This window comes from Ohtaekwangia koreensis (assembly GCF_900167975.1).
GTDB lineage: Bacteria > Bacteroidota > Bacteroidia > Cytophagales > Cyclobacteriaceae > Ohtaekwangia > Ohtaekwangia koreensis.
This window is the reverse complement of record NZ_FUZU01000002.1, coordinates 237,005-250,256: the sequence shown is the minus strand read 5'-3', so window position 1 is coordinate 250,256 and position 13,252 is coordinate 237,005. Positions and strand designations below refer to the sequence as shown.

11 protein-coding genes are annotated in these 13,252 nt (G+C 41.3%); 9 read left to right on the top strand and 2 right to left on the bottom strand.

Annotated features, from left to right (window positions below; translation table 11 throughout):
- Window positions 1-472: 472 nt before the first annotated feature.
- From B5Y40_RS13980 to B5Y40_RS13970, 3 genes are all read left to right on the top strand, one after another.
- Window positions 473-841 (top strand): ParB N-terminal domain-containing protein, encoded by a 369-nt coding sequence (locus tag B5Y40_RS13980; RefSeq protein ID WP_079687418.1) that lies wholly within the window; start codon window positions 473-475, stop codon window positions 839-841.
- Window positions 842-979: 138 nt separating this feature from the next.
- Window positions 980-1,309: a PadR family transcriptional regulator gene (locus tag B5Y40_RS13975; RefSeq protein ID WP_079687417.1), complete on the top strand. Its 330-nt coding sequence runs from the start codon at window positions 980-982 to the stop codon at window positions 1,307-1,309.
- The gene (locus B5Y40_RS13970) at window positions 1,306-3,939 is read left to right on the top strand and encodes an ABC transporter permease (RefSeq protein WP_143785773.1); all 2,634 of its coding nucleotides are present in this window, start codon (window positions 1,306-1,308) and stop codon (window positions 3,937-3,939) included. Before B5Y40_RS13975 ends, B5Y40_RS13970 begins: the two co-directional genes overlap by 4 nt.
- A 3-nt stretch (window positions 3,940-3,942) precedes the next feature.
- Here the strand turns inward: B5Y40_RS13970 and B5Y40_RS13965 are convergent, their stop codons facing one another.
- Both B5Y40_RS13965 and B5Y40_RS13960 read right to left on the bottom strand, forming a co-directional pair.
- Window positions 3,943-4,728 (bottom strand): sulfite exporter TauE/SafE family protein, encoded by a 786-nt coding sequence (locus B5Y40_RS13965; protein ID WP_079687415.1) that lies wholly within the window; start codon window positions 4,726-4,728, stop codon window positions 3,943-3,945.
- Window positions 4,729-4,855: 127 nt separating this feature from the next.
- Complete coding sequence (locus tag B5Y40_RS13960) at window positions 4,856-5,539, bottom strand: septal ring lytic transglycosylase RlpA family protein (RefSeq protein WP_079687414.1); 684 nt, start codon at window positions 5,537-5,539, stop codon at window positions 4,856-4,858.
- Between the two features lie 171 nt (window positions 5,540-5,710).
- On the opposite strand from B5Y40_RS13960, the gene guaB reads away from it, so the two are divergent.
- The 6 genes from guaB (at window position 5,711) to B5Y40_RS13930 (ending at window position 13,252) form a co-directional block, all read left to right on the top strand.
- Window positions 5,711-7,183 (top strand): IMP dehydrogenase, encoded by a 1,473-nt coding sequence (gene guaB, locus B5Y40_RS13955; RefSeq protein ID WP_079687413.1) that lies wholly within the window; start codon window positions 5,711-5,713, stop codon window positions 7,181-7,183.
- Window positions 7,184-7,427: 244 nt separating this feature from the next.
- Window positions 7,428-9,491: a GAF domain-containing SpoIIE family protein phosphatase gene (locus tag B5Y40_RS13950; protein ID WP_079687412.1), complete on the top strand. Its 2,064-nt coding sequence runs from the start codon at window positions 7,428-7,430 to the stop codon at window positions 9,489-9,491.
- Window positions 9,492-9,595: 104 nt separating this feature from the next.
- Entirely contained in the window at window positions 9,596-9,934 is a 339-nt protein-coding gene (locus B5Y40_RS13945; RefSeq protein WP_079687411.1) for an STAS domain-containing protein, read from the top strand.
- Window positions 9,931-10,350, top strand: coding sequence for an ATP-binding protein (locus B5Y40_RS13940; RefSeq protein ID WP_079687410.1), 420 nt, complete (start codon window positions 9,931-9,933; stop codon window positions 10,348-10,350). The genes B5Y40_RS13945 and B5Y40_RS13940 overlap by 4 nt, the downstream gene beginning before the upstream one ends.
- 15 nt (window positions 10,351-10,365) lie before the next feature.
- Entirely contained in the window at window positions 10,366-12,330 is a 1,965-nt protein-coding gene (locus B5Y40_RS13935) for a peptidylprolyl isomerase (RefSeq protein WP_079687409.1), read from the top strand.
- Between the two features lie 112 nt (window positions 12,331-12,442).
- Window positions 12,443-13,252 carry a hypothetical protein gene (locus B5Y40_RS13930; RefSeq protein WP_079688436.1) on the top strand — a complete coding sequence of 270 codons (810 nt, stop codon included), beginning with the start codon at window positions 12,443-12,445 and terminating at the stop codon, window positions 13,250-13,252.

Here is a 13,252-nt window from a genome sequence, read left to right as displayed (position 1 = left end):
TAGTACGTTATGTTACTAATAATTCTCATGCCTTTGTGTTGATCGGTAAAATTGACATATCATGCAAAACAGATTCGTGTATAAAGAACGGTTTACATTGATCGTAAATATTACGTTGTTGTTTCGGTAAAGATTTCCCTTCCTTCAGGCTCAGTGCAGAGTAAGCATCGAAGTTTAAAAGCATTCTTTCGTTTCTGAATTCTAACAGTACACGTGACGCACTTAGACAATCGGCACAATCACGAGCAGACCACGTCAGGTTGCCTAGCAATTTAGATTCCCTTGCTAAAGAAGATACCCTTACAGCTATAGGGTAAAAAGGTCAGGTTCATCTCCCAATATGAGATATATGTGATTAAGTTGAGATAATATTTTTTGATATATACTCTCTATCGTCTTTAAAACGATTTTTTGAGCAGAGGTATAGGGTTTGATTTATCACTCCTGAGAAGTTGACAGGAGGGCAAACCATATGATCTACAAAAGGGAAACTGAAATTTCTATTGATGTTCTTTGGGGTTACCGCGAATTTAAACGTGATGAAACCCCAGCACCACATGTACCTTTTATACAGCGGCATGGTGTCGATGAAGTAACGGCCTATGTGCAGAAGCACGGCCTTACTCCTTTAGAGTTAACAGTTATAAAAAATACCGCCTTGCTCACCGACGGCAATCACCGCATTGTTGCCGCCAAACGCTTGGGCTATACTACGGTTCCGGTGGAAGTAATTATGCACTTCGGAAGCGGTGTTGATATGTTTTACGAACACACACTGAACAGATTCAAATTTATCGACCCTGCGTTGGAGTCTCATTTGAAGAGTATATTTTTCTGTTGAAAATCAAAAATTTCGTTTTGTCTTTATAGACATCAGAGGTACTACTCTCAAGCACTGAGAAAATATGTTTCTATTTAATCTTAAAAATAGAAACATATTAGGCATGTTTGCAGTATAAGTACTGTAGAACATATTTTCATGAAAGGATTTATTGGAGAATTTGAGGAACTGGTACTGCTTACGATAGCTAGCCTTGCTGAAGATGCCTATGGTGTAGCCATTAAGGAATCCATTGAGAAAAGAGCAGATCGAAGCATTAGTATAGGAGCGCTTCATTCTACGATTACACGCCTGGAGGAAAAAGGATATCTAAAATCGTGGCTTGGGGAACCTACACAAGAACGGGGCGGAAGGCGCAAGCGGTATTTTGAAGTGACGCATCAGGGCAAGATTGAACTTCATAATATGAAGGCTTTGCGTGATGAACTGTGGAAGCTATCAAAGGCAACACTTTCGTTGACAAAATGAAGCACTCCATAAAACCACCGCGATTGGCAGATCGGATCTTTACCTGGTACTGCGACACAACATCGATGGAAGATCTTCATGGAGATCTTGAAGAACTGTTCAATCATGATTTAGAGTATATGTCTGTAAGGCGTGCTAAATTAAAATACTGGCAGCGTGTAGCCTCACTGTTGTTTTCGTACGCTGTAAAAAAACGAAAGCAAAAGGCTGCACATCATCATTACGCATTCACTTCTTTCCATCCCGCTATGTTAAAAAATTACTTTCTCATTGGTATACGAAGCCTGTCGAAGCATCGGTTCTTCACCATTGTTAATGTACTCGGCCTGGCCGTAGGCATGTCCATAAGCCTGTTGTTGATAGCGTTCATGTCTTTTCTCTGGCGATACGATACATTTCATGTTAACAAGGACAGAATGTATCGCGTCATTTCCGTTGTAACGGATAAACAGCGCACCGATCCACTTGCCACTGCTCCTGTTGCCGTTGCTCAGAAATTACGAGATGAATATACAGGTATAGATGAGGTGGTACGGATAAACTCAACCCTAACAGCAGAGGCATCCTATAAGGATAAAGAAATACCGCTGGAGGGATATTATGTAGATAGCAACTTCCTGCAAGTATTTACATTTCCACTTCTGAAGGGAAATATCGCAACGGTGCTTTCCAAACCGAACAGTATGATAATAACGGAGGCAGCAGGAGTTAAAATGTTTAACGCTGAAGACCCCATCGGAAAAGTAATTACAATGGACGAAAAGGATTTCGAAATCACCGGTATTCTGAAGAACGTTCCGAAGAATTCTCACATGCAATTTGAAGTGCTCGCCTCGTACCAGACCTTGCTTCAATCTTCACAAGCCAACTCGACACAAAGCACTGATTCTTGGGTTGATTTCAGGAAGTCCTATATATACCTGCTTCTTCCTGCGCACCATAATACGGAAGCTATCGAAGCATATCTGAACAAAGTTTCTGCACCTATATACGCGAAAGAGAAAAATTTAAGAGCCACATTTGAGCTGCAAGCCTTGAATGATATAGCGCCCGGACGCGATCTCCGTTACTCCATCGGACCTGCGTGGGATTATGCTTCGCTAAGTATCTTTATTTTTCTTACGATCCTGATATTGTTACCAGCTTGTTTCAACTATGCTAACATTTCAATATCGCGTGCGCTGAAGCGTATGAAGGAAATTGGTCTGCGCAAAGTTATGGGCGGACAACGTGATCAGATCTTTTTGCAATTTATCATGGAGACTGTAATCATTGCGATGATTGCACTGGTCTTTGCATACTATATATTTACATTGGTGCGATCAGAATTTTTATCAATGTTGGCAGATCGTGTTGGTATGGATCTCTCCACGGATTTTTATACCATCGCTTATTTTATACTCTTTGCTCTTTTCGTGGGACTGGTTGCAGGTATTATTCCTGCACTTTATTTCGCAAGACTCACACCTATACAAGCATTGAAAACAAAACCTGTTAGTAAAGGCTTTTCGGGGATAAGCTTTCGAAAAGTTTTAATTGTGTCACAGTTTGCACTGTCACTTGGATTCATCATGGGCGTTGTTGTCGTATTAAATCAATACCGACATTCATTAAATCATGATTTTGGTTTTGATCAGGAGAACATCCTTGATGTTGAATTGCAAAGTGCCAATCCGCAAATTTTGAGGAATGAATTTGCAAAACTTGTGTCGGTACAATCTATATCAATGTCTTCGCATATTGCAGGCACCGGAGCTTCTGAAAGTATATGGCTGAAAGATCTGCATGTAACGGATTCTACGGAAGTATACCAGATGTTTGTTGATGAGAGGTATATCTCAAATCTGAATCTGTCGCTGTTGGCAGGTAACAACTTTACAGAAGATATAGCACAGAATAAAAAGCATGCGATTGTGAATGAAGAATTCCTGAAAACATTTGGCATTAAGGATCCGGCACATGCAATCGGTCAGTCGTATGTTTTACCAGGTGGTGATGAAATAACCGTGAGCGGAGTAGTGAAGAACTTTCACTATATGCCACTTCGGTATCCTATAAAAAGCTTTTTCTTTCGCTACGATTCAAGTCGCTTTCAATACGCCAATATTAAAATGGTCACTACCGATGTATTTACTTCCATCACGGAAATGGAATCGGCCTGGAAGATGATTGCCGGTGAAGACAAATTTACTGCACAATTTTTTGATGATGAGATTAAGGCGACTTACGCTTTTTATTTTGTAATGGTAAAGATGTGCGGCTTCCTCGGGTTACTGGCAATTACTATTTCCTGCCTTGGATTATTGGGTATGGTTGTATTTACCGTGGAGAACAGAGTGAAGGAAGTTGGTATCCGAAAAGTAATGGGAGCTTCTACAACAAGTATAATCGTTATTCTGTCAAAAGATTTTATGAAGTTGATGAGTATTGCGGCCCTGATTGCTATACCTCTGGCATACCTGTTCTTCGACCAGGTATTTGTACGGATGCAATATTATCATGTTCCCGTTGGTATACTTGAGATTGTAATAAGCTTGTCGCTAATGTTCTTGCTTGGACTTGCCACAATTTTTTCACAGACTATACGAGCGGCAAGAGCTAACCCGGTAGATACGCTGAAGTGCGAATAGAAATTAAAGAAGCACTTCCCGTATTAAAATCCAGCAGCCCATCACCAACACAAACCATCCAAAGGCTTTGCGTAGTTTTGTCGAAGATATAGCTCCGGAAAGTTTGTTGCCTATAAGTATACCGATGATGGCTAACGATGTGATCGATAAAAGAAACAACCAGTCCATGGTATAGTTTAAAACATCGCCCAGGAAGCCCATCAGTGAATTGATGGCAATAATAAACAACGAAGTGCCTACTGCGGTTTTGAACGGGAGGCCTGTGAGCAGTATCAATGCGGGTATAATCAGGAAGCCTCCACCAGCACCAACTAATCCTGTAAGGAAGCCAATGAGTATACCTTCTATTAAAACAAGAAAAGTTCTGAACCGGTCTTCGTCATGCGTAATCTCTTTTTTATTCTGGATCATGGAAGCAGATGCCAGGATCATCAGGATCGCAAATATACCCAGCAATAAAACCCGCTTGCTGATCACCATGGAAGATGATTGGTAGATAACATCTGGTATAGCGGGAACGATCCACTTGCGGGTAATAAATATACTTATGATGGAAGGTATGCCGAACAGTAATCCGGTACGGATGTTCACTAAATGTTCTTTATACTTTGGAACAGCACCGACCAAACTGGTTACTCCTACAATGAAGAGTGAATAGGCAGAGGCCGTTACGGCATCGATCTGAAAAATATATACCAGGATCGGGATCGATAGAATGGAACCTCCTCCTCCCAGCAATCCCAAGATCAACCCAATGCAAATTGATGCGATATATCCGATAATCTCCATGAAACATCCCTATAGTTTGTGTTGGTGGAATTACAAACTATAGGGTATGCAAAGGAAAACTTATTTCTGGCCAAAAAGAACTTGTCGAGTTAGTCGCTAGAGATTGGCAGGAATATAAAAAGGGAAATCAAAGTCTGTTATACTCTACAATAAACGCATCCGGAAACTTCATCTTCAACTCTTCACGAAATTCTTCAGCCTTGGAACGTGAAGAGAATTTTCCCAAAATAATTCCGTAATACTTGATGCCGTTAATAACCTTTACCTGAATGGTAACTTGCTTTTTGTACGAGTTCTTCAGGTTGTCTGATAAACGCATCAGGTTTACTAATTCCTGGTATGTGCCGATCTGTACACCGTATCCTTTAGGATTAAGACGCGTGATCTCGAATTCATAAAATTCTTTTTCTTCAACCATTACATGTTCAATCGGTCTCCCCGGATCGCTGGTCTTGCCATCGCCAGCATCAACAATTTCAATCTTTACATCGGCAACACCTTTATTCACGAAGCCAAGTTCTTCTGCAGCGGCCTTTGATAAATCAATGATGCGGCCTTCTACCCAAGGGCCCCTGTCGTTGATTCTTACTTCTACAGATTTATCATTGGCAAGGTTTGTAACGCGAACTTTCGTCCCGAAGGGAAGAGATTTATGAGCTCCGGTAAATTTGTTGTGACGGTATTTTTCTCCACTGGCAGTAGTAACACCATCAAACTTATCTGCATAGAACGACGCCTTACCTGTTTGTACCTGAGCAAAAGCAACGATGATTAAAAAATTAAAAAAAAGGGTAAAGAATATTCTTCTCATAAAAAATTGGTTTACCACTCAAAAATAAATCAGCACCTGGATTAATAAGAATAAATGTCGCTTAGAATGGATAAAGGGAATAAATATCAGCCAGTTTAATATCTTATTAGTGATTTATATAATTTAAGTATATCTTTGCCCGGCAAATAATGAATCGTAATATTATTTGCTATGCCGCTCGATAATTCTAAATTTCTCTTTGAAGCGCTCACATACGATGATGTGCTTCTTGTTCCTGCGTATTCTGAAGTCCTTCCACGCGAAACATCTACAACAAGCTTCCTAACCAGCAACATTCAGCTTAACATTCCAATTGTTTCGGCTGCTATGGATACGGTAACGGAAGCTGAACTTGCCATTAGCATGGCACTGGAGGGCGGCCTTGGATTCATTCATAAAAACATGAAGATCGAACAACAGGCTGAACAGGTGCGTAAAGTAAAACGCTCACAAAGCGGACTGATACTTGATCCGATTACTTTGGAAATTCATGCCACTGTGCGCGAAGCTGAAAAGATTATGCGTGAGTATCGCATTGGTGGTATTCCCGTAGTTGATCAAGGTGGTAAACTTGTGGGTATCATCACAAATCGTGATCTGCGTTTTCAAAAAGACATGGATGCAGCGGTTGAAAAGATCATGACGAAAGATAATCTGATCACTGCTTCAGAAGGTATAACACTCGATCAGGCAGAAGGAACGCTGAAGAAGTATAAAATCGAAAAACTTCCGATCGTCAATAAAAAAGGAAAGCTTACCGGGCTTATCACTTTCAAAGACATTCAAAAGAAAAAGAATAAGCCGAATGCATGTAATGATCAGTTCGGAAGATTGCGTGTAGGGGCAGCTGTTGGGGTGACACCAGATATACTCGATCGTATCGAGGCACTGCGAATTGCAGGTGTAGATGTAATCAGTATTGATACTGCACACGGGCATTCGAAAGGTGTGATGGATGCAGCGAAACGTGTTAAGAAAAAATATCCTGAACTCGATCTCATCGTAGGAAATATAGCGACAGGCGAAGCAGCAAAAGCACTTGCTAAAATTGGTGCCAGTGCTGTTAAAGTTGGCGTTGGCCCCGGCAGTATCTGTACAACGCGGGTAGTTGCCGGTGTAGGCTTGCCACAGCTCAGCGCTGTATATGAAGCAGCGAAAGCAGCGAAGGGTTCCGGAATGAAAATTATTGCCGATGGTGGTATACGTTTCTCAGGTGACCTGGTGAAAGCTATAGCTGCCGGAGCGGATAGTATCATGATTGGTTCTCTCCTCGCAGGAACAGAAGAAGCTCCTGGAGAAGTGATCATTTATGAAGGAAGAAAATTCAAGAGCTATCGCGGCATGGGTTCACTGGAAGCAATGGAAGATGGCTCGAAAGACCGTTACTTCCAGGATGTAGAAGATGATATTAAAAAACTCGTTCCGGAAGGAATCTCCGGAAGGGTGCCATTCAAAGGATTGGTATCGGAAGTGCTATATCAACTGGTAGGAGGATTAAAAGCCGGGATGGGATATTGTGGAGCAAAGAATATTGAAAAGCTTAAGCAGGCCAAGTTCGTTAAGATAACGTCTGCCGGAGTTACAGAAAGCCATCCGCACGATGTAAGCATCACCCGGGAAGCTCCAAACTACAGCCGTAAATAAACTTTTTTGGAAACAAGGTTTCGGAAGTTAGTTCTTAAAGCACTTTCAAGAGAGCATATGGAAACCTTGTCTCTTCTTTAAATTCCATAACCGGAAATGGCCGGACTTTTTTCCGAGTCGGAAAAAAATAAAGCCCAGAGCCTCAAGGAAGACTTATTCAGAAGACTGTAATTGAATAAATCTTACCGATTTATTCCTATAATTGCGGAGCCAATCATCGCTTGATTGGCTTTTTTTATCCTCAATGCGTACCAAGGCCATTACCCGATTACTCTTTCTGGTAGGTGTTATCACCTGGCTGGCCTTGCTGTTTACGGATATTTCCATTGTTTTCAGCTCATCCAACGCCAATATTAAACAAGAGCTGCCCACGTGGCTTCCTGGTGTTATTCTGAACTTATATATCCTCTCCGTTTTTTATTATTTCAAACTGAAGATTGAGCGCGATGAAGTATTAAACTTTGTGGATCTTCTGTGGCGCGTGTTTGCAACGGGGTTGGTGTTTACGGTAATATCACTTTCGTTGCGATTGCTTGAATTTTTGATGGGCAGCACCCGACTTACCACCAATGTTGTTTTTAAAGATCTGATTTACCTGATCAACCTCGCGTTGATGATCGGCTTCCTGCTGATGGCATTCACGGCCTGGAAGCGACTTATACTATATCAAAAGTCAAAATGGCTTTTACGCCTGTGGGCATTTTTTGAAGTAGGCTTATTATTCTCTCTGCTATACAACACGTTTGACATTCCGATGACGGAGTGGTTATACGTTACGCTTCTCAGTGTATTCGTTATGGCCGGACTCGTATTGTCTGGGAATATGAAGTGGGTAGCATATCTGAACTTTCGCCAGAAGTGGACGAGCTTATTGTTATTGCTGCTTACGATTTTTTATCTGCTGTATCTCTTTTACACAAACAGCTCGCTATCGGAAAGTATCGCGAATACAGTACCGCATTTCACCGATTACAGGCATCACATTTTCGTGCTTTCGCTAATTGTTTTCGTCACCATCTATAGTACATTTTCCTTCCTTGTTATTCTGTTCAACCTGCCGACAACATCAGTGTTTGAGCAAAAGCTGGAAGAGGTTGTGAATTTCCAACGGATCAGTCAATCTATACAGACAGAGCAGAACGAAGAGAGCGTTTACAATATTTTACTGGAGACATCCGTCAGTACAGTATTCGCGGATGCTGCGTGGCTTGAAGTGAATAGCAAGCAACTCAACTATAAACTGTTTACCTATAAGATTACCGACAAAGAAGCGCATGACATTATTTCGCATCTTAAAACGCATAACGTAAAAGGTATACTGGAGCAAAGCAGTGACAAGACCAAAAACATGTCGAAGCATTTGGCTTCGCTGAAAGGTTCACGATTCCGATCCATCCTGGCGTTCCCGATTTTTGTAAAGGGTGAAAATATAGGGACACTCGCGTTGTTGAAAGAATTACCCGAAGGCTTCAATAAGGAAATGACCAAAATCGTTTCAACGTTTGCCAACCAGGCGGGAATTTCTATTGAGAATTTTCGGTTAATGGAGGAGGCGCTGCAAAATGAACGTTACAAGGAAGAGCTCAAGATCGCCAAGATGGTGCAAAAAAGCCTGCTCCCCGATGTTCTTGAAAAAGATAATGATTTCGAAATTGAAGCTTTCTCGGAATCTGCTGATGAAGTAGGAGGCGATTATTACGATACCATTCGCATCAACGATCATCTCGTATCACTCATCATTGCAGACGTTTCAGGAAAAGGAACTACTGCGGCTTTCCATATGTCGCAGATGAAAGGAATTTTTCACAGCCTTGCGCAGGAAGATATAGAACCCGATACATTCATGGTTCGCTCTAACCAGGCGCTGGTGTATTGTTTGGAACGCGGTTCCTTTATCTCAGCGATATACTTTGTTATCAACACCCAGACAAAGAAGATCCGATATGCCCGCGCAGGACATTGTCCCGTGCTATATTTCTGTGCAGGAAAAGAACAGGCGTTATATTTTAAAGATAAAGGTATAGCCCTGGGAATGGTTCGAAATAAAAGCTATAAGAACTTCATCCAGGCAAATGAATTTGAATATAAATCAGGCGATGTTATGGTGCTATATACCGATGGCATTACCGAAGCGAAAGATCCGAAAGGTGACGAGTTCGGGTATGAACGTTTGGAAAGCGTGGTAAACGAAGTAAGGACTCTTGGACCGAAAGAAATCCAGGATCACCTGATCAAAAAACTGTACGAATTCACGGGAACTGAAAATATCAATGATGACTATACGACTATGATCGTCAAGTTCAAGTGATAGGGAACGTGAGGCATTAAAGAATAAGAATTGACAACGGACTGCCTGAGGGAAGCCGAGATAAAACGAAGAGAACATAAAAAACTAAAAAACGTTAAATCCCTATGATCCACATCAAGAGAATGCAGGAAGATGGTGCAGACGTCATTGCCCTCATTGGTGAAATTGACGCCAGCTCTTCCATAGAGCTTGATTTGGCAATTGCCAAAAGTGTGGGAGAAGGATTTACTAAGATCCTTGTGGACTGCGGAGCGCTCGAATATATTTCATCTGCCGGATTGGGAGTATTTATGTCCTATATCGAAGAGTTTAAAGATCGGGACATTCGTATGGTACTCTATGGCATGAGCGAAAGAGTAGCGAATACATTTAGTATTCTCGGGTTGAATGAGCTGCTCCAGATTGGAAAAGATAAGGTAGAGGCAAAGCAAATGGTCGCATGAACTATACGTATAAAGTTGGATGTAGCATCGAGAATCTGAAAGGTGTGCGGGATTTTATCCGTACATCATTGAAGAATCATGGTGTGGCTGACTTGCAGATCAGCGAGATCGTGCTGGCCATCGATGAGATGTGCTCAAACCTTATGATCCATGCACATCATTGTAATCCGGATGACTTGTTTGAATTACATATTCTGGTAGATAAAAATAATCCCGTTGTTTTTGAAATTGTAGATGATGGAACAGTCTTTGACATCAATCAATTTCACGAACCGGCCATTGATAATATCGTTCATCAAAAGCGTAAAGGCGGCCTTGGAATTCGGTTAGTGAAATCCATCATGGACAAAGTCGAATATCAAAACCGAAGCGGGCGAAATGTTTGTCGCCTGATAAAATCCGTTCACTATCAATAAATTCTCCCTAAACCTATGAGACGATTTGCAATCCTGATGCTGCTCGGCAGCGCAATGATTACATTCAGTTTTGCGCAAGGCAAAAAACAAAAAGCCCCCAAATCGCAGACTCTTTTTACAGTGAATAAAAAAACTGTAACCACTAACGAGTTTATATACCTGTATAAAAAGAATCACCAGAATAAATCAGAAGATTTTACCAATGAAAAAATTCAGGAATACCTGGATCTGTTTATAAACTTCAAACTAAAAGTTGAAGAAGCAAAAGCGAGAGGTCTTGATACCACACAAGCCTTCATCAAAGAATATAGCCAGTATAAAGATGAACTTCGGAAGCCGTACCTCCCGGATACGAAACTAACCGACAGCCTGGTGCGGCTTACTTATAACCGCATGAAGGAAGAGGTGAGAGCTTCACATATTTTGATCAATGTTAAACCCGATGCTTCACCGGAAGACACTTTAAAGGCTTACAATAAAATCATTGATCTTCGAAATAAAATTAAAAAAGGTGAAGACTTTGGAATGATAGCATCAGAGTTTTCTGAAGATCCATCGGCAAGAACCAACCAGGGTAACCTCGGTTATTTCACTGCGATGCAGATGGTATATCCGTTTGAGTCGGCAGCATATAGTACAAAGGTTGGTGAGGTCTCCATGCCGATACGATCACGATTTGGTTATCACATTATATATGTAACGGACCGCAGACCTGCGCGAGGTGAAGTAGAAATCTCACACATCATGCTTCGGACCGGGGATGGCAAAGACAACGAAAAAGTAAAGAATACCATCTTTGATATATATGATGAATTGCAAGCCGGTGTAAAATGGGATGAACTTTGCAGGCAGTACTCGGAAGACCCCGGATCAAAAGATAGCGGAGGTAAACTCAAGCAGTTCGGAGTAGGAGCCATGGCAAGTATACCAGAGTTCGAGCGTATTGCGTTTTCATTGAATAAACCCGGAGAAATATCTGATCCGTTTCAAACGCAATATGGCTGGCACATCATGAAACTTGAGCGTAAAATTCCGCTCGCACCATTTGAAGAATTAAATGCATCGCTGAAGAGCCGAGTTAACCGCGATGAGCGCACACAAGTGTCTAAGCAAGCACTCACCTTGAAACTCCGAAAGGATTTTCAGTTTACAGAACAACCTGCTGCTAAAACAAAAGTGCTGGCTTTAGCCGATACAAGTATTCAAACCGGGAAGTGGAAAGCACCTGCATATCCGAAAGCAAATAAAGAAATCCTGTTCTCGCTCACCGGAAAAAATTATTCAGTAAAGGACTTCCTCGACTACGCGCAAAAAAATCAAAAACCTACGTCTCAACTTCCTGCAAAGTATTTGGAAGAACTCTACAACCATTTTGTTGATGCGAGCATCCTAACGCTGCAGGAAGAAAAAATTATGCGTGAGAACCCCGATTATACATATCTCCTTCAGGAATACTACGAAGGTATTCTGTTGTTTGAGATCATGGAAAAAGAAGTCTGGAATAAAGCATCAGATGATTCTGTAGGACAGCACAAATACTATGATGCCCATGTGAATGATTACCAGGCAGGTGAGCGTGCCAAGGCATCCTTTTATTTTACAGCCTCTAATAATTTTGTGGCGAAGCTTAAACCAATTTTGGAAGCGGGTGACGAAAAGGCAATTCAGGAATTTGTAGCACAAAACAAGCTTAAGACTGAGACAGGCTTTTATAAAAAAGAAGAAAAAACAATCCTGCGGAAGGTTCCGTGGACAGCAGGCGTTCATTCAACGGAAAATAACGGAATGTATTACCTTGCGTGGCTTAAGGATATACTTCCTCCCGGTCCGATGTCGTTTGAGGAAGCAAGACCAGCGGTTATCTCCGATTATCAAACATACCTGGAGAAGAACTGGGTTCAGCAATTAAAGAAGAAATATTCTGTGAAAGTGAATGAAAAAGGGAAGCAATACGTATTTCAAAACCTTCAGCAAAAGTAATCTACCGAGTAAGCGAAATTCGTTTAACCCTTTTCATGTATATACTAAAAGGAATTTATTCGTTTTGTTTGTCTTGACAGGACTAACGCTTGCCGGATGTGATTTCATAAAAATGAAGAAGGATTCATCCGGAAGTGATGAAGACCGTCAGCCTATTGCCCGGGTTGACAATACGTATCTTTATAAAGACGAACTCGAAGGCATCATTGCTCCGGGCACAACCAAACGCGATAGCACAACACGCGTGGAGGCATATATAAATAGCTGGATTCGTAAACAGCTACTCATTCAGGAAGCGACCCGAAAAATTGATATCAATGAAGCCGATGTTGAACGCAAGATCCTGGATTATCGCTATAGCATTATTGCGTACGAGTATCAGAACTACTACGTTAAGCAGCATTTGGACACGATCATATCCAATGCGGAGGTTGAAAAATATTACAAAGGGAACATCGATAACTTTCTGCTGAAGCAGAACATTGTACAAGCTACTTTTATTAAGGTTCCCAAGAATGCTCCGCGAACAGCGAGGATCAAAGAGCTCATTTTCTCAAAGCGTGAAAAAGATGAGAAAGAGCTTAAATCGTATTGCCTGAGCTTTTCATCAGCATATCATATCTCCGACTCAAGCTGGATGATTTTTGATGATCTTGTAAGGAATTCGCCTTTGGTGGAAATCCCGAATAAAATTCAGTTTTTAAAATCAAACCCCTATTACGAAACTTCCGATGATGGCTATCTTTACTTTTTAAAGGTAGATCAGTACCGCATTTCGGACAACGTATCGCCCCTGGAGTTTGTAAAGGATGACATCCGGAATATTATTCTCAACAAACGCAAAGTGGAGCTTGCAGACAAGCTGGAAGACGAAGTATATAACAATGGTGCAGACCAAAAAGAATTTGAGATTTTTAAATGA